Here is a 16,567-nt window from a genome sequence, read left to right as displayed (position 1 = left end):
CCACTCTTCAATGTGGTATCGCTAAGGCATTCTTTGTTGCGACGCAATTCACAACCAGGAAACCTCGCCGTCATCACCGTTGATTTCATTGATGTAAATCAATTCCCTTCATGCGTAGTTACGCGAAAGTAACAGTGATGTGAATTAGTTGCGAGAAGCACCTTATGTCGATAAAAAACTTTACAGGCAAAACAGTGATAAAAAACATCCGTTTTTCATACAGTTTGCTGAAACAAATAGAGCAAGTGATGGCGAAGGAAAAAACCAGCAATTTTTCTGCATGGGTAAAAGAAGCATGTCGTGAAAAAGCCCTGAATTCCAGTACGCCCAAAGACGTAAATAGAAACAAAAATTAACTCTTTATAGCTACGACCAAAATGAAAAGATGCTTATTTATTAGTAAATACACCTTTATCCTGATATCTATTGGGAATGTTATCTATTTCATTTTGAATTATCACGCATTAGACGCGGTGTTGATCATACTGTTTTATGTCGCTCTGATTTTTACCCCCGTCATCCTTATCCTGCGCGCCTTCTGTGCACAGCATGAGTAACTCATCGAGCATGATTCATAAACGTTCATCCATGTAAACCTGGCTTCACACGGCACTCTGACGCACAAAAATTAACATACCAATCAAAAAACCCTGGACGCACTCGGTACAGAGTATGTTATGGTTTGGACAGGATATGGAAAATTCGAGTAACTTTCGTGTGGTTTCGGGTTAGTATCTGAAAACACACTTCAAAACAAACAGATAAAAAGAGACCGAATACGATTCCTGTATTCGGTCCAGGGAAATGGCTCTTGGGAGAGAGCCGTGCGCTAAAAGTTGGCATTAATGCAGGCTAAGTCGCCTTGCCCTTTAAGAATAGATGACGACGCCAGGTTTTCCAGTCCACGACGAAAGTGGCCGGTAAAAAACGACCGTTGTCAGCCGCAGCAACGAAAAAACCGCAAGTTCCTCTGCATGAGGCTTGCGGTTTTTTATTGGAAATCAGAAAGATACTTCTGGTAATTAGCAGAGCTTTTCCGCGCGTTCAATAAACGGCGCCAGGCTCATTTTTTCACCCGGTTTTGCCGGATCGTCAATCTGAATGACGGTGATAGCCTGCGCGTTGGTTTTGCCGCTTGCAACTTGCTGCTCTGCAACATCGTTCAGCGGGTATTGCACCAGCGTGCTCGGGTTGATGACATACAGGGCATGGCCCGGTCGGCAGGTCAGCATCACCTCTTCGCGGTTAAACGCCCACTTGTCTTTACCCACTTCAAAGCGGCTCACGGTGATAACCTGAGGCGCCGCCAGCGCAGCACCTGAACTTGCCAACAACAGCAGAGAGAGAATCATTTTTTTCATAAGTTTTGCCAGTCCATCAGAAGGGTTCCAGGGTTGCGAACAGGCTGACAATCGCCAGCACAACGGCTCCAATTCCCCATTCAATCTGAGTCATCCAGATAAACCAGAGATTCGCGCGGCGATTTTCCTGCCGCATACGTGGTACGAGAACATACCGGTTCGTTAGCGCAATTGCCACCATTAGCAGGACAAGGACACATTTTAACAAAAGAAACTGCCCGTACGCGGTATGCCAGGGGGCGGAAAACCCCGTAATAAAAAGCACATTTGCGATGCCGGTACACAATACGCCCGCGACAAACAGATGACCATAGCGGGAGAAACGCATCATTGTTTCGATGGCCTGTTGTCGCCAGCGACCTTGCGCCATGCGCATACAGTAGATAACCGGCAGCAGGCCACCAAACCAGGCCGCAGCGCACACCAGATGAGTCGCATGGTTAATCTGCTGTACCGCGCCCACCACGCCATCATTCAGCGTGGCGTGGCCAACGCCTGCCAGCAACATAAACTGGGCAATCATCAGGATGAGCAGCAGACGCGGTAAATTTCTCGGTATAACCAGCGTCATGACCAACGTGACAAGCGCGAGAATAATCTGCCACAGCCATACGCCGCCAAATTGAGTCTGTAAAACCGCGCCCCATATCGAAACCGAGATTACGTCCTGCCAGCCCGCCCCCATTAGTCCACCCTGGATCGCCAGCATCAGCGTCGCGCTGACAAAGCTCCATACGGCAGCGTGCTGTTGCAGGCGCAGAAAGCGGCGCGTCATCAGGCGACGAACAGAAACCGGCGCCAGCCACGCGCCATATAACGCGCAGCCAAACACCAGCATCATGGCGCTAAAATGGATAAAGCGAAGCGCTACCCAGGTAAACGTCAGCATGATTACTTCACGCTAAAGGTGTATTGCCCTTTTGTCTTATGACCGTCAACCGACACCACATGCCAGTTAACCGTATAGGTTCCGGGATTAAGCGTCTGATCCAGAGGAATAATGAGCTGTTTCGCATCCTGCTCATTGCGCTTCGCAGGCCGCGTTTTGATGCTTTCCTGCTTTGGCCCGGTCAGCGTCGCCCCGCTGAAGCCAGGCTCGATGCCTTCGGAGAAATTCAGCGTCAATGCCTGCGGCGCGGCAGTCACCTCAGCGTCAGCCGCCGGGTATTGATGCGTCAGATGCGCATGTGCCCAGGCCGCAGGCGCCGCCAGCGTTGAGGCGAGGAAAAGGAGAGCATAGCGCAAAGAAGGTGCAGTAGAAGCCATATCAATTATTCCTTTTTGTTATGTCTGATTTACAGAGAATAACCTTCTATAATGGTCGAGTCGAGAATCATCATTTCCGGCTTGCCATTGAGGCGCACTCTTAGTAACTTTTGCGCGCCATTGATGATAAGGAGAAGCGTATGCAAACGAACCTGGCTCAACTTGAACAAGCTGACATGGATAAGATCAACGTTGACCTGGCCGCAGCCGGTGTGGCGTTTAAAGAGCGTTACAATATGCCCGTCGTGGCAGAAGTCGTTGAGCGTGAACAGCCAGAACACCTGCGCGAATGGTTTCGTGAACGTCTGATTGCCCACCGTCTGGCGTCGGTTTCCCTGTCACGCTTACCTTACGAACCGAAAGTTAAATAAACTTATATAGCGTTACACTTCCTTACACATGAGTTGCTACAGTATAAGTACATTCTTAAACTAAGATTTAAGGATGATTGTAGACACTATGAAAAGGAAATCATTATGTCACACTGGAAAATCGCGGCGGCGCAGTATGAACCACCTCGCGCCACGCTGGCAGAACATGTCGCGCACCATCTGCAATTTGTTGAGATTGCTGCCAGCCAGCAATGCGAACTCCTGGTATTCCCTTCCCTGTCGTTAACCGGATGCAACGATACGGCGCAGGCGCTCCCTGTCCCGCCCGATGAGTCCTTATTACAGCCGCTTGCTTATGCGGCATCCGCGTACCGCATGACGATTATCGCCGGGCTGCCGGTTGAGCATAACGGCCAGTTAGTCAGAGGCATTGCCATTTTCGCCCCCTGGGTGACATCGCCGCTGATCTTTCATCAAAGCCACGGCGCCTGCGTGGCCCGCCACCGGAAAACGATAAGCGTGATGGATGAGCAGCCGGAAGGCATTGATATCGATCCCGCCTTTTCGTTATTCACCACCAGCCAGTGCGTCAGCGAACATGATTTATTTACCTCCACCTCCCGGCTGCAACGGTTTTCGCATCGCTTTGCCATTGCCGTGTTGATGGCAAACGCCGGAGGCAGCAGCGCGCTATGGGATGAAAGCGGCCAGCTCATTGTCCGCGCGGACAGCGGTTCTCTGTTGTTAACAGGTCAGCATACGACACGGGGTTGGCAAGGCGATATCATTCCATTACGCTAGGTGTTTTCGGTCGGGAGCACCCCATGTTGCGAGTTATAGATACGGAAACCTGCGGACTACAGGGCGGGATTGTTGAGATTGCCTCTGTCGATGTGGTGGCGGGGAGAATTGTCAATCCAATGAGCCATCTGGTTCGTCCTGACCGCCCCATCAGCCCGCAGGCGATGGCGATTCACCGTATCAGTGAATCGATGGTTGCCGATAAACCCTGGATCGAAGATATCATTCCGCTCTATCACGGAAGCGAATGGTATGTCGCGCATAACGCCAGTTTCGACCGGCGTGTGCTGCCAGAGATGCCGGGAGAGTGGATTTGTACCATGAAGCTGTCCCGCCGGTTATGGCCGGGGATCAAATACAGCAACATGGCGCTCTACAAATCCCGTAAGCTAAGCGTGCAAACACCGCCCGGCCTTCATCATCACCGCGCATTGTATGACTGCTATATCACGGCGGCATTGCTGATCGATATTATGAACACGTCAGGCTGGACGGCGGAACAAATGGTCGACATTACCGGACGCCCGGCTCTGTTAACGACATTTACGTTTGGCAAATATCGCGGCAAAGCCGTTTCTGAAGTCGCCGAGCGCGATCCGGGCTATCTGCGCTGGTTATTTAATAACCTTGACAACATGAGCCCGGAGCTGCGTTTAACGCTTAAACACTATCTGAGCGACGCCTGAGCGCCTGCCCTGGCAACGTGCCCTGAGCGAGGCCAATCAGAAAAGCGAATTCCAGCGCCACTCCCTCATACGCTTTAAAACGCCCGGACTTCCCGCCATGCCCGGAATCCATATCCGTACACAGCAACAGCAGGTGGTCATCCGTTTTCAGTTCGCGCAGTTTAGCGACCCATTTGGCGGGTTCCCAGTATTGCACCTGCGAATCATGTAACCCGGTGGTAACCAGAAGATGCGGATAGTCCTGCGCGGTAACGTTGTCGTACGGACTGTAGCTTTTCATATACGCGTAGTATTCCGCATCCTGCGGATTTCCCCACTCTTCGAACTCTCCCGTGGTTAAAGGGATAGATTCATCAAGCATTGTCGTCAGGACGTCAACAAACGGCACCTGCGCGATGACGCCATGAAAAAGTTCAGGACGTTCGTTAATCGCGACGCCCATCAACATGCCGCCCGCGCTGCCGCCCATGCCATAGCAAAATGAAGGCGAGCCGTAGCCCAGTTTCAGCAACGCGTCGCAGGCATCAAGATAGTCATTAAACGTATTTTTCTTTTTCAGAAACTTACCGTCTTCATACCACTGATGACCTAACTCACCGCCGCCGCGAACATGCACGATGGCGTAAACAAATCCGCGATCCAGCAAACTTAACCGACTGCTGCTGAAATCGGCATCCATGCTGGCGCCATAGGAACCGTAGCCGTAGACAAGCAGCGGATTTTGCCCCTTACGGAAGTGTTTTCGATGGTAAACCAGCGAAACCGGAACCTCTACGCCATCCCGGGCGACAATCCACAGGTGCTCGCTCTGATAATTCGCAGCGTCAAATCCCGGCACATCCGTTTGTTTGAGCACGCGCCGCTCGCCGGTATCCATGTCCAGCTCAAACAAGGTGTCCGGCGTCGTCATCGATGAATAACCATAACGTAAGCGGGACGTTTCCGGTTCAGGGTTATAGGCAAGCCAGGTGACGTAGGCCGGATCGTCGAACGCAATCCCCGTTACTTCACGCGTTTTACGGTTAATCTGCCGCAGGCTGGTCAAACCACGCTGGCGTTCTTCCACCACCAGCCAGTCGGTAAAAAGGGTAAACCCTTCCAGCATGATGCTCTCGCGCGGCGCAATCAGCTCTTCCCAGGCATTTTCATCACGTACCCGGCTACGATACAGACCAAAGTTTTTTCCGTGGCGATTGGAACGCAGATAAAACTTATGCTGGTAATGATCGAGACTGTATTCATGATCTTTACGCCGTGGTAAAAACGAGAAGGGTTCCGCATCGGCCAGTTCAGCATCCAGCAACAGCACTTCACTGGTGGTCGCACTGGCGAGATGGATCACCACATAATGCTGAGAGGTGGTTTTGTGCAAACTGACGTAAAAAGCGTCGTCCTTTTCTTCATAGACCAGTTGATCCTGCGTGGCCGGCGTGCCCACGGTATGACGCCATACCTGGTAAGGCAGCAACGTGGTGCCGTGTTTACGCACGTAGTAAAGCGTCAGCGAATCATTCGCCCAGACAAACTCTGGCGCCACGTTATCCAGCAGTTCCGGGTACCAGTTACCGCTTTCAAGATTACGAAAACGCAGCCCATACTGACGACGGGAAAGATAATCTTCCGCCAGCGCCATGATGGTGTTGTCCGGCGTAATGGCCATTCCACCGAGGGTATAAAACTCGCTGTGGGCCGCTCGCTGATTCGCATCCAGCAATAAATCCCACGCATCCGACTCTTCACTTCGCGCCGGCTGGCGTTGGTAAATAGCATATTCACACCCTGGCTCATAAATCTGCCGGTAGCGATAACCATTTTTAACGTAAGGTGCGGAAACATCTCTGGGCGGAATGCGATCGATAATCTCTTTCAGCACGCGATCCTGTAACGCCTGCTGTGACGCCATGACCTGATGTCCATAGGCGTTTTCCTGATGCAGATAGTCAAGGACATCAGGCTGCGAGCGGGAGTCGTCTCGCAGCCAATAATAGTTATCGACACGGGTGTCGCCATGCAGCGTCATGGTGTGCGGAATACGGGTGGCTTTTGGTAGCATGTCTTTGTTCTTTTGTCTTTAAACACCCTATAAGGGTGGCAAAAGTCACGCACGATGCAAGCGAAACATGCTACGCAGGGGTTACGTTAGCCTGGCTGAGCCTGCTTTTGCTGTTGCAGATCCTGCTCGATGCCGTCCCGCACATCCTGAGGAATTTTCAGCGCATCGCCCAACGCATTCAGATAACTGCGCTCCATAAAATGGTCGATATCAATGGCGGCACAGCTCAGGAAGTAGATTTCCAGCGCCTCTTCCTCATTACGGATGCCTTGCGCCAGACGCTGCGGCTCGAGCGGCTGTTCAATCGCCCGTTCGATAAGCACACGTCCCTGCTCCTCCACCCCGGCTTCACGCAACTGGCGTTCGATGGCTGCACGCTCCTGGCTATCGATATGCCCGTCGCTTTTCGCCGCAAACACCAGGGCGAGGATCAACCGCTCGGTTCGTTGGTCCAGCGGCGAACTCTGCGCGCCGAATTGCGGCTCATCCTGATGCGCAGCACGTACCCTCTCTTTGTATTTGTTCCATAAGACGGTGCCTGCCACCGCGCCGCCGCCAACCAACAGGGCGCTGGTGCCATATTTAGTCAGTAACTTACGGGAAGATTTATTGGCGACCAGTAAACCGGCCAGACCGCCTAACGCGCCGGGAACCAGCAGTTTACTCAGCCCTTGTTCGCCTGAAGAAGATGCAGAGGCTCCGTTTTGCCCGAGAAGAGATTGTAATTGGTTTAGCCAGTTAGCCATTTTACCCCTCAAATACAAACGATGAATCGTCAAAGCGTACTTGAGGGGATGTCAGGAAGTGTCTAATTCAGCAAAAGATGCGCAAATTTGCCATTAGCGGGGCTGGTATTCCGCGGTTCCGGCTTTGCAATCAACCTTTACCAGATAATGAAGATCGGCACTTTTCCCGCGAACAGTCAGAGGAACCGTCCAGTTACCCTCTTTGCCGGTAATATCCTGAGTGTTGACCCACACTACCGGATTCGCCTGTCCGACCTTTTTTTGGTCATCAGCCCAACGTACGATACGGTTTTGCTGATAATCGCGCTTCACGCTGGCAGCGATCCCATCAGCGTTCAGCCCTTCACAGGTCGGGAATTTCACCGATTTGCTGGCCGTATCGGCAGCGAAGACCGATACGCTGGCGGACAACAACAGCAGGCTCAACAGCGCTCCTCTTTTTTTATTCATACTTTTTCTCCTTATATCTCCTTCGTCTTTCAGGCTGCATGTTTGCAACGCGAAATCCACGGGCATAGCACAATGATTCAGGAAAAAGCATGGTACAAAACGTCAGGAGCGCAAGTCAGACTCAGGCCGCTTGCGTGTCATCCTCCGTCGTCGCATCGCTTTTAACCACCTGCGGCGACGGCAATTTGCCGGTTTTCAGGATCGTGCTCAATACGTCTTTTTGTTCAGCCAGCCACAGAGAAAGCGCTTCGCGCTGTTCGTCTTCCATCGCTACCGGAGACTGCTCAAGCCATGTGTCGAGCAGGTCTGCCGTATCAAGCATTTTGTCATACGCATCGGCGTCCTTTTTGCTGGTAAACGACATTTTTTCCTCACCTTCCCGAATGACCACGTATTTAACTTCAACCGCCATTTTTGCAGCCTCTCAATTACCTGTAATTATGTACAGTATATTACTTTTCAGTAATGAAATCAACCTGGCAATAAAGACAGACGCAAACGTTTTCGTATATACTGCGCCCAGTTAAATCAGGGGATATATTTTATGACGTTATTAGGCACCGCGCTGCGTCCGGCGGCTACGCGCGTAATGTTATTGGGTTCAGGCGAACTGGGAAAAGAAGTGGCGATCGAATGCCAACGCCTGGGTGTGGAAGTTATCGCTGTGGATCGTTACCCGGATGCGCCTGCGATGCACGTCGCCCACCGCTCACACGTCATCAATATGCTGGATGGCGAAGCGCTGCGCCGCGTGGTTGAACGCGAAAAGCCGCATTTCATTGTGCCGGAAATTGAAGCTATCGCGACGGACATGCTGGTAGAACTGGAGCAGGAAGGACTGAATGTGGTGCCTTGCGCCCGGGCGACGCAACTGACGATGAACCGTGAAGGCATCCGTCGTCTGGCGGCAGAAGAGCTGGCGTTGCCGACCTCTTCTTTCCGTTTTGCCGACAGCGAAGAACGCTTTCGCGAGGCGGTGGCGGAGATCGGTTTTCCCTGCATCGTGAAGCCGGTGATGAGTTCTTCCGGTAAAGGACAGAGTTTCATCCGCAGCGCCGACCAACTGTCGCAGGCATGGGAATATGCCCAACAGGGCGGCCGCGCTGGCGCAGGGCGCGTAATTGTCGAAGGCGTGGTTAAATTCGATTTTGAAATCACTCTGCTGACCGTCAGCGCCATAGATGGCGTCCATTTTTGCGCCCCTGTCGGCCATCGTCAGGAAGACGGCGATTATCGTGAATCCTGGCAACCGCAGCAGATGAGCGATCTGGCGCTGGCGCGCGCGCAGGAGATCGCCCGCAAGGTTGTTCTGGCGTTAGGCGGCTATGGGTTATTTGGCGTCGAGCTTTTTGTCTGCGGCGATGAGGTGGTCTTTAGCGAAGTCTCCCCGCGACCGCATGATACCGGCATGGTGACGTTGATTTCGCAAGATCTGTCAGAGTTTGCCCTGCACGTTCGCGCTTTCCTCGGCCTGCCCGTGGGCGAAATTCGTCAGTATGGCCCTGCCGCGTCCGCCGTTATTTTACCGACGCTCACCAGCCAGAATGTAACGTTTGATAATGTACAAGCGGCCGTCGGAGCGGGTTTACAGGTGCGGTTCTTCGGCAAGCCGGACATCGACGGAACCCGCCGGTTAGGCGTCGCGCTGGCGACAGCGGAACGCGTCGAAGAGGCCGTTGAGCGTGCAAAATACGCGGCGGCACAGGTGAAAGTCGCGGGGTAAAAAAAGGCCGGATGGCGCTGCGCTTATCCGGCCTACAACCCTATAAAACGTAGGCCCGGTAAGCGTCGGCGCCACCGGGCATTTGAGCTTACTGTTTCGCGCCTTCTACCGCTTCGCGAGCCAGTTTCGTGATGCGATCGTAGTCCCCCGCTTCCAGCGCGTCAGCCGGAACCAGCCAGGAACCCCCGATACACAGAACGCTTTTCAGCGCCAGGTAGTCACGGTAGTTCGCCGGAGAGATACCGCCAGTCGGGCAGAAGCGTACCTGAGAGAACGGACCTGCGATCGCCTGCAACGCTTTGGTGCCGCCGTTAGCTTCCGCCGGGAAGAATTTGAACTCTTTCAGTCCATAGTCCATACCTAGCATCAGTTCGGAAACAGTGCTGATACCTGGAATCAGCGGAATGGTGCCTTCAGTCGCCGCTTTCAGCAGAGGCTCCGTCAGGCCCGGGCTGATAGCAAACTGCGCGCCCGCTTCCGTCACTTCCGCCAGCTGTTGCGCGTTCAGAACCGTACCCGCACCGATGATCGCTTCCGGCACTTCTTTCGCGATAGCGCGGATGGCATCCATCGCACACGCGGTACGTAAAGTCACTTCCAGAACGCGCACACCGCCTGCAACCAGCGCTTTTGCCATCGGCACCGCGTGTTCCAGTTTGTTCACCACGATCACCGGTACAACCGGGCCTGTGGTCAGGATTGCTTCTGCACTTGTTTTCCAGTTTTTCATCAGAGTTTTCTCTCGCCTGAGTACAAAATTTGTCGTCTTAAAACGTCATACAGGTTGCGCCCTGCTCGGCGCCGGACAGTTTTTCACGCAACGCGCTGAACATCTCACGGCCTGTACCGATGCGCGATGCGCTCAGGTCAGGAATGTGAGGCTGGCGAGCGGCAAGTTCCGCATCATCAACCAGCAGCGTCAGTTCGCCTGTCTGTCCATTCACACGAATAATGTCGCCATCGCGTACTTTCGCCAGTAGCCCGCCATCATAGGCTTCCGGGGTTACATGGATTGCTGAAGGCACTTTACCTGAAGCACCGGAAAGCCGTCCATCGGTAACTAACGCAATTTTGAAACAACGGTCCAATAATACACCAAGTGGCGGCATGAGTTTATGTAATTCTGGCATTCCGTTCGCTTTTGGTCCCTGATGGCGCACAACCACCACGCAATCGCGGTCAAGCAGACCCGCTTCAAAAGCCGGTAAAACATCATGCTGACTTTCAAAAACAACCGCTGGCGCTTCAATAATTTGATTTTCAACCGGCACCGCAGACGTTTTCATGACCGCGCGGCCAAGGTTGCCGCTCAGCACTTTCGTTCCGCCGTGGTGGGAGAACGGCTTATCAAAGGTGGCAATCACATTGCTGTCCAGGGATTTCGCCACCCCTTCGCGCCAGTCCAGTTCGCCGTTGTTCAGCCACGGTTCGAAGGTATAGCGAGACAGACCAAAACCCGCCACGGTATTCACATCTTCATGCAGCAGTCCCGCATTCAGCAGTTCACGCATCAGTGCTGGTACGCCGCCTGCCGCCTGGAAGTGGTTAATATCTGCCGGGCCATTCGGATACAGACGCGCCATCAACGGTACGATTTCCGACAGATCGGAGAAATCATCCCAGTTAATCAGGATACCTGCCGCCCGCGCCATCGCGACGAGGTGCATGGTGTGGTTGGTTGAACCGCCGGTTGCCAGCAGCGCCACAATGCCGTTCACGACCACTTTTTCATCAATCATCTTACCGATCGGCATCCATTCGTTGCCGTTACCGGTCAGGCGCGTCACCTGGCGCGCGGCGGCAGCGGTCAGCGCTTCACGCAACGGCGCGTCCGGGTGAACAAAGGATGAGCCGGGCAACTGCATCCCCATGAACTCCACCACCATCTGGTTGGTGTTGGCGGTGCCGTAGAACGTACAGGTGCCTGGCGCGTGGTAAGAGGCCGCCTCAGATTCCAGCAGCGCCATGCGATCGACCTTCCCTTCCGCATATAACTGGCGGATACGCACTTTTTCTTTATTAGGCAGACCGCTTGCCATCGGGCCGGAAGGCACGAAAACAGACGGCAGGTGGCCAAATGACAGCGCCGCCATCGCCAGACCGGGGACGATTTTGTCACACACGCCAAGGAACAGCGCGCCATCAAACATATTATGAGACAGCCCCACCGCCGCCGACATTGCGATCACTTCGCGGCTCAGCAGAGAAAGCTCCATACCGTCCTGCCCCTGCGTCACGCCATCACACATCGCAGGAACGCCGCCGGCGACCTGGCCTACCGCATTCGCAGAATGCAGCGCTTTGCGGATGATCTCGGGATAGTGCTCATACGGCTGATGAGCGGAAAGCATGTCGTTGTAAGAGGTGATGATCCCGATATTGTTACGCAACATGCTCTTCAGTGACGCTTTGTCGTCAGGCTGGCAGGCGGCAAAGCCGTGCGCCAGGTTACCGCATGCCAGCTGCGAGCGATGAACAGTGGATGTTCTCGCTTGTTCAATACGGGCGAGGTAGGCAGAACGTGTCTCACGCGAGCGTTCGACAATGCGTTTTGTTACGCGTAACAAATCTGGATTCATAAAGGCTCCTGAAATTTATTTGTCTATGCTGCCGATTAACAAAGAGTTTCAGTAAGGTTAAATATTACTGAATCGCTTGTTATATGGCGCACTGGGGCAAAATCACTTCCGGCAGTGTAATAAAAAAAGCCCCGCGGGTGAATCCACGCGAGGCTTAAAAGTGCAAAAATTGTTCTACAATCTGTGTTAGATCATGTTACCGGTAAAATAACACCTATGGGCTAGATGGAATTTTACTCAAACTCATTCCAGGAACGGCCATCACGGGTGATCATCGCCACCGAAGCGACCGGCCCCCAGGTCCCTGCCTGATACGGTTTTGGCGCATCATTATCCATTTCCCAGGCTTCAGTGATGGAGTCCACCCACTTCCAGGCTTCTTCAACTTCATCACGACGCACGAACAGCGCCTGAATACCGCGCATGGTTTCCAGCAACAGACGCTCGTAAGCATCCGCCAGATGCGTTTGATTGAAGGTTTCGGAGTAGCTCAAATCCAGCTTGGTGATCTGCAAATTGTGCTTGTGGTCCAGACCCGGCACTTTGTTAAGCACCTGGATGTCCACACCTTCATCAGGTTGCAGACGGATGGTCAGCTTGTTCTGCGGCAGATCCTGCCAGGATTCTTTGAACAGGTTCAGCTCAGGCGTCTTGAAGTAGACAACAACCTCAGAGCATTTGGTCGGCAGACGTTTACCGGTGCGCAGGTAGAACGGTACGCCCGCCCAGCGCCAGTTGTCGATGTCCACGCGAATCGCCACAAAGGTCTCTGTGTTGCTGCTCTTGTTCGCTCCCTCTTCTTCGAGGTAGCCCGGCACTTTTTTGCCCTGAGCAAAACCGGTGGTGTATTGCCCGCGAACCGTTTTCTCGCGCACGTTCGAGCGATCGATACGGCGCAGCGACTTCAGCACTTTCACTTTCTCATCGCGAATGCTGTCGGCCGTCAGATCGGACGGCGGCGACATCGCAATCATGCACAGAATTTGCAGCAGGTGGTTCTGGATCATGTCGCGCATCTGGCCCGCCTGGTCGAAGTAGCCCCAGCGACCTTCAATGCCCACCTCTTCCGCTACGGTAATTTCCACATGATCAATCGTGCGGTTGTCCCAGTTATTCACGAACAGCGAGTTGGCAAAACGCAGCGCCAGCAGGTTAAGAACGGTCTCTTTACCCAGATAGTGGTCGATACGATAAACCTGGCACTCTTCAAAGTACTCGCCTACCTGATCGTTGATTTCACGCGAGGTCGCCAGCGAGGTACCCAGCGGTTTTTCCATTACCACGCGAGCCGGTTTAGCGTTCAGCTTCGCTTCACCCAGACCTTTACAGATGGCGCCAAAGGTGCTCGGCGGCATCGCAAAATAGTTAATGGTGGTGCGCGATTTTTGATCCAGCATGGCTCCCAGTCGACCGAACGCCTCAGTGTCGTTAACGTCCAGATTGCAAAAATCCAGACGGCCGCTCAGGGTATCCCACAAGCCTTCATCAATCTTTTCTTTCATGAAGGTTTCGAGCGCTTCGCGAACCACTTTGGTATAGGCATCTTTGTCCCAGTCCGCGCGACCCACCCCGATAATACGGGTATCCGGGTTAATCTGACCGGCTTTCTCCAGTTGATACAGGGAAGGCAGCAATTTTCGGCGCGCCAGGTCGCCTTTCGCGCCGAAAATGACCAGGTCACATGCCTGGGCTGTTTGCGTTACCGCCATGTCATTCTCCTCAGTTAAATATCCCGGTGCTTTTGCCAGGGTATAGTTGTAATTTTATTACAATGCACTGTACTGCTTTTACGTGAATCCCGAAACTGTAAACGCTTATCCACCCGTGCGATTCGGGCGATCTTCGGTTTTCCCGCGGTAAATAGCCGTAAAACAGATAAAAAAATTGTCGTTTTCGTACATGTAACAGACAGCTAAAATCAGACACCGATCATGTAATGAAAAAAAACAACAACTATTCTATCCATTTTGCCCCCTTCCCGGATGCTCAGGGGTAATATCTAACAAAATCGCATCTCGATTTCTCACATCATTGAAATCGTTATTAACTGTGAGCTTTTCTACATCATGAATATGCTAGAAAAAATCCAGTCTCAACTGGAACATTTGAGCAAGTCAGAACGTAAAGTAGCCGATGTTATCGTTGCCTCCCCCGACCGCGCGATTCATTCAAGTATTGCTACGCTGGCCCAGGAAGCGAACGTCAGTGAGCCTACCGTGAACCGTTTTTGCCGCAGCATGGATACGCGCGGCTTCCCTGATTTTAAACTGCATCTGGCACAAAGTCTGGCGAATGGTACCCCTTATGTTAATCGCAATGTGGATGAAGATGACAGCGTTGAGTCCTATACGGGGAAAATCTTCGAGTCTGCGATGGCCAGTCTGGACCACGTTCGCCAGTCGCTGGATAAATCTGCGATAAACCGTGCCGTCGATTTGCTCACCCAGGCGAAGAAAATCGCCTTTTTTGGCCTGGGTTCCTCTGCGGCCGTGGCGCACGACGCCATGAACAAGTTTTTTCGCTTCAACGTGCCGGTGATCTACTCCGACGACATTGTCCTGCAACGTATGAGTTGTATGAATTGTAGCGATGATGACGTGGTCGTGCTCATTTCCCACACCGGCCGAACCAAAAGTCTGGTGGAACTGGCGCAGCTGGCGCGCGAAAACGATGCGATGGTGATTGCGCTAACCTCTGCCGGAACGCCGCTGGCACGAGAAGCAACGCTGGCAATTACCCTTGATGTGCCGGAAGATACTGACATTTATATGCCCATGATCTCTCGACTTGCTCAACTGACCGTGATAGATGTGCTGGCAACAGGATTTACTTTGCGTCGTGGGGCAAAATTCAGAGATAACTTGAAGCGTGTCAAGGAAGCGCTCAAGGAATCGCGTTTTGATAAAGAATTACTCATCAAGAGTAATGACAGCTAAAAGCAATAACAATGTTCTATCCTTTTCGTCATTCGGATACGTTCATTTTTAACCGTTAAGGTCTCAGAACGACCGGATCAATGTTCACGCAACACCAAGTTGTTTCAGTCAACGGAGTATTACATGTCCAGAAGGCTTCGCAGAACCAAAATCGTTACCACGTTAGGCCCGGCAACTGACCGCGATAACAACCTTGAAAAGATTATCGCTGCTGGCGCGAACGTCGTACGTATGAACTTCTCTCACGGCACGCCGGAAGATCACAAAGTGCGCGCGGATAAAGTTCGTGAGATTGCCGCCAAACTGGGGCGTCATGTGGCGATTCTGGGTGACCTCCAGGGGCCAAAAATTCGTGTATCCACCTTTAAAGAAGGCAAAGTTTTCCTCAATATCGGCGATAAATTCCTTCTTGATGCCAACCTGGGCAAAGGCGAAGGCGACAAAGATAAAGTCGGTATTGATTATAAAGGCCTGCCTGCTGACGTCGTGCCTGGCGACATCCTGCTGCTTGATGATGGTCGCGTACAGCTAAAAGTGCTGGAAGTTCAGGGCATGAAAGTCTTCACCGAAGTGACCGTCGGCGGCCCGCTCTCTAACAATAAAGGGATCAACAAGCTGGGCGGCGGTCTCTCCGCCGAAGCGCTGACCGAGAAAGATAAAGCGGATATCGTTACCGCAGCGCAGATTGGCGTGGATTATCTGGCTGTCTCCTTCCCGCGCTGCGGCGAAGATCTGAATTATGCACGTCGCCTGGCGCGCGATGCAGGTTGCGACGCCAAAATCGTCGCGAAAGTAGAACGCGCGGAAGCCGTCTGCGACCAGAACGCAATGGACGACATTATTCTTGCATCAGACGTGGTGATGGTTGCGCGTGGCGACCTCGGCGTTGAGATTGGCGATCCTGAACTGGTCGGGATTCAAAAAGCGCTGATTCGCCGCGCTCGTCAGTTGAATCGTGCGGTGATTACCGCCACGCAGATGATGGAATCGATGATCACCAACCCAATGCCGACCCGCGCGGAAGTGATGGACGTGGCGAACGCCGTGCTGGACGGCACCGACGCCGTCATGCTGTCGGCGGAAACGGCGGCAGGACAATACCCGGCAGAAACCGTTGCGGCGATGGCGCGCGTTTGCCTGGGCGCAGAAAAGATCCCGAGCATCAATGTCTCTAAACACCGTCTGGATGTCCAGTTCGACAACGTTGAAGAAGCGATCGCAATGTCCGCCATGTATGCGGCAAACCACCTGAAAGGGGTAACGGCGATTATCTCCATGACCGAATCCGGTCGTACGGCGCTGATGACTTCGCGTATCAGTTCCGGCCTGCCGATTTTCGCCATGTCCCGCCATGAACGCACGCTGAACCTGACTTCTCTTTACCGTGGCGTTACGCCGGTTCACTTTGACAGCGCGGCAGACGGCGTTGTCGCGGCAAGCGAAGCGGTTAACCTGCTGCGCGATAAAGGCTATCTGGTTTCGGGCGATCTGGTTATCGTGACCCAGGGCGACGTGATGAGCACCATCGGCTCCACCAATACCACGCGTATCCTGACCGTCGAGTAATCGTTGGTGATAAGCCTGATGGCGCTTCGCTTATCAGGCTTACAGGCCGGGTAACAAAAAAGCCTCTC

17 protein-coding genes are annotated in these 16,567 nt (G+C 53.0%); 7 read left to right on the top strand and 10 right to left on the bottom strand.

The genetic code is table 11. The annotated features are described in order from the left end of the window. Positions 1–164 precede the first annotated feature (164 nt). Positions 165–356 (top strand): YlcI/YnfO family protein, encoded by a 192-nt coding sequence (locus OGW17_RS07255; protein ID WP_012132027.1) that lies wholly within the window; start codon positions 165–167, stop codon positions 354–356. Between the two features lie 666 nt (positions 357–1,022). Here OGW17_RS07255 and OGW17_RS07250 read toward each other — a convergent pair. The 3 genes from OGW17_RS07250 to yobA are packed head-to-tail and all read right to left on the bottom strand — an operon-like array spanning position 1,023 to position 2,627. Then, positions 1,023–1,361, bottom strand: a complete 339-nt coding sequence (locus OGW17_RS07250; protein WP_012132024.1) for a YebY family protein — start codon at positions 1,359–1,361, stop codon at positions 1,023–1,025. A gap of 16 nt (positions 1,362–1,377) precedes the next feature. Next, positions 1,378–2,253 carry a copper homeostasis membrane protein CopD gene (copD, locus tag OGW17_RS07245; protein ID WP_081353198.1) on the bottom strand — a complete coding sequence of 292 codons (876 nt, stop codon included), beginning with the start codon at positions 2,251–2,253 and terminating at the stop codon, positions 1,378–1,380. Beyond that, complete coding sequence (yobA, locus tag OGW17_RS07240; protein ID WP_012132022.1) at positions 2,253–2,627, bottom strand: CopC domain-containing protein YobA; 375 nt, start codon at positions 2,625–2,627, stop codon at positions 2,253–2,255. Before yobA ends, copD begins: the two co-directional genes overlap by 1 nt. 140 nt (positions 2,628–2,767) lie before the next feature. Here yobA and OGW17_RS07235 point away from each other — a divergent pair, with 140 nt between their 5' ends. From OGW17_RS07235 to exoX, 3 genes are all read left to right on the top strand, one after another. Further along, complete coding sequence (locus OGW17_RS07235) at positions 2,768–2,998, top strand: DNA polymerase III subunit theta (protein ID WP_024130259.1); 231 nt, start codon at positions 2,768–2,770, stop codon at positions 2,996–2,998. A gap of 105 nt (positions 2,999–3,103) precedes the next feature. Further along, positions 3,104–3,760 carry a carbon-nitrogen hydrolase family protein gene (locus OGW17_RS07230; RefSeq protein ID WP_024130258.1) on the top strand — a complete coding sequence of 219 codons (657 nt, stop codon included), beginning with the start codon at positions 3,104–3,106 and terminating at the stop codon, positions 3,758–3,760. Between the two features lie 23 nt (positions 3,761–3,783). Further along, positions 3,784–4,446: an exodeoxyribonuclease X gene (gene exoX / locus OGW17_RS07225; protein WP_012132019.1), complete on the top strand. Its 663-nt coding sequence runs from the start codon at positions 3,784–3,786 to the stop codon at positions 4,444–4,446. On the opposite strand, the gene ptrB is transcribed toward exoX, so the two are convergent. The 4 genes from ptrB to yebG form a co-directional block, all read right to left on the bottom strand. Beyond that, positions 4,421–6,499, bottom strand: a complete 2,079-nt coding sequence (ptrB, locus tag OGW17_RS07220; protein WP_071258709.1) for an oligopeptidase B — start codon at positions 6,497–6,499, stop codon at positions 4,421–4,423. The two genes, exoX and ptrB, sit on opposite strands and share 26 nt — an antisense overlap. Positions 6,500–6,585: 86 nt before the next feature. Continuing rightward, positions 6,586–7,245: a tellurite resistance TerB family protein gene (locus OGW17_RS07215; RefSeq protein ID WP_071258711.1), complete on the bottom strand. Its 660-nt coding sequence runs from the start codon at positions 7,243–7,245 to the stop codon at positions 6,586–6,588. Positions 7,246–7,338: 93 nt separating this feature from the next. Then, entirely contained in the window at positions 7,339–7,695 is a 357-nt protein-coding gene (gene yebF / locus OGW17_RS07210) for a protein YebF (RefSeq protein ID WP_047463192.1), read from the bottom strand. A gap of 121 nt (positions 7,696–7,816) precedes the next feature. Beyond that, positions 7,817–8,107 (bottom strand): DNA damage-inducible protein YebG, encoded by a 291-nt coding sequence (gene yebG, locus OGW17_RS07205; protein WP_012132015.1) that lies wholly within the window; start codon positions 8,105–8,107, stop codon positions 7,817–7,819. A 132-nt stretch (positions 8,108–8,239) separates the two neighbouring features. On the opposite strand from yebG, the gene purT reads away from it, so the two are divergent. Continuing rightward, the gene (purT, locus tag OGW17_RS07200; RefSeq protein WP_071258714.1) at positions 8,240–9,418 is read left to right on the top strand and encodes a formate-dependent phosphoribosylglycinamide formyltransferase; all 1,179 of its coding nucleotides are present in this window, start codon (positions 8,240–8,242) and stop codon (positions 9,416–9,418) included. Between the two features lie 88 nt (positions 9,419–9,506). On the opposite strand, the gene kdgA is transcribed toward purT, so the two are convergent. The 3 genes from kdgA to zwf all read right to left on the bottom strand — a co-directional run bounded on the left by kdgA (position 9,507) and on the right by zwf (position 13,706). Continuing rightward, the gene (gene kdgA / locus OGW17_RS07195; RefSeq protein WP_012132013.1) at positions 9,507–10,148 is read right to left on the bottom strand and encodes a bifunctional 4-hydroxy-2-oxoglutarate aldolase/2-dehydro-3-deoxy-phosphogluconate aldolase; all 642 of its coding nucleotides are present in this window, start codon (positions 10,146–10,148) and stop codon (positions 9,507–9,509) included. A gap of 37 nt (positions 10,149–10,185) precedes the next feature. Next, on the bottom strand, positions 10,186–11,997 hold the full coding sequence (gene edd, locus OGW17_RS07190; protein WP_049008840.1) for a phosphogluconate dehydratase: 1,812 nt from the start codon (positions 11,995–11,997) through the stop codon (positions 10,186–10,188). A 233-nt stretch (positions 11,998–12,230) separates the two neighbouring features. After that, a complete protein-coding gene (gene zwf, locus OGW17_RS07185; protein ID WP_012132010.1) occupies positions 12,231–13,706 on the bottom strand; it encodes a glucose-6-phosphate dehydrogenase in 1,476 nt (491 codons plus the stop codon). A 357-nt stretch (positions 13,707–14,063) separates the two neighbouring features. Here zwf and hexR point away from each other — a divergent pair, with 357 nt between their 5' ends. Both hexR and pyk read left to right on the top strand, forming a co-directional pair. After that, positions 14,064–14,933, top strand: a complete 870-nt coding sequence (gene hexR, locus OGW17_RS07180) for a DNA-binding transcriptional regulator HexR (protein ID WP_012132008.1) — start codon at positions 14,064–14,066, stop codon at positions 14,931–14,933. Between the two features lie 123 nt (positions 14,934–15,056). Continuing rightward, positions 15,057–16,499: a pyruvate kinase gene (gene pyk, locus OGW17_RS07175; RefSeq protein ID WP_012132007.1), complete on the top strand. Its 1,443-nt coding sequence runs from the start codon at positions 15,057–15,059 to the stop codon at positions 16,497–16,499. The last annotated feature ends 68 nt before the right edge of the window (positions 16,500–16,567 follow it).

It is taken from the genome of Citrobacter sp. CK181 (assembly GCF_030333595.1).
In the GTDB taxonomy this organism is placed as follows: Bacteria; Pseudomonadota; Gammaproteobacteria; order Enterobacterales; family Enterobacteriaceae; genus Citrobacter_B; species Citrobacter_B koseri.
Note: the sequence above shows the minus strand (reverse complement) of the source record. Positions and strands in the feature narration are given on the sequence as shown.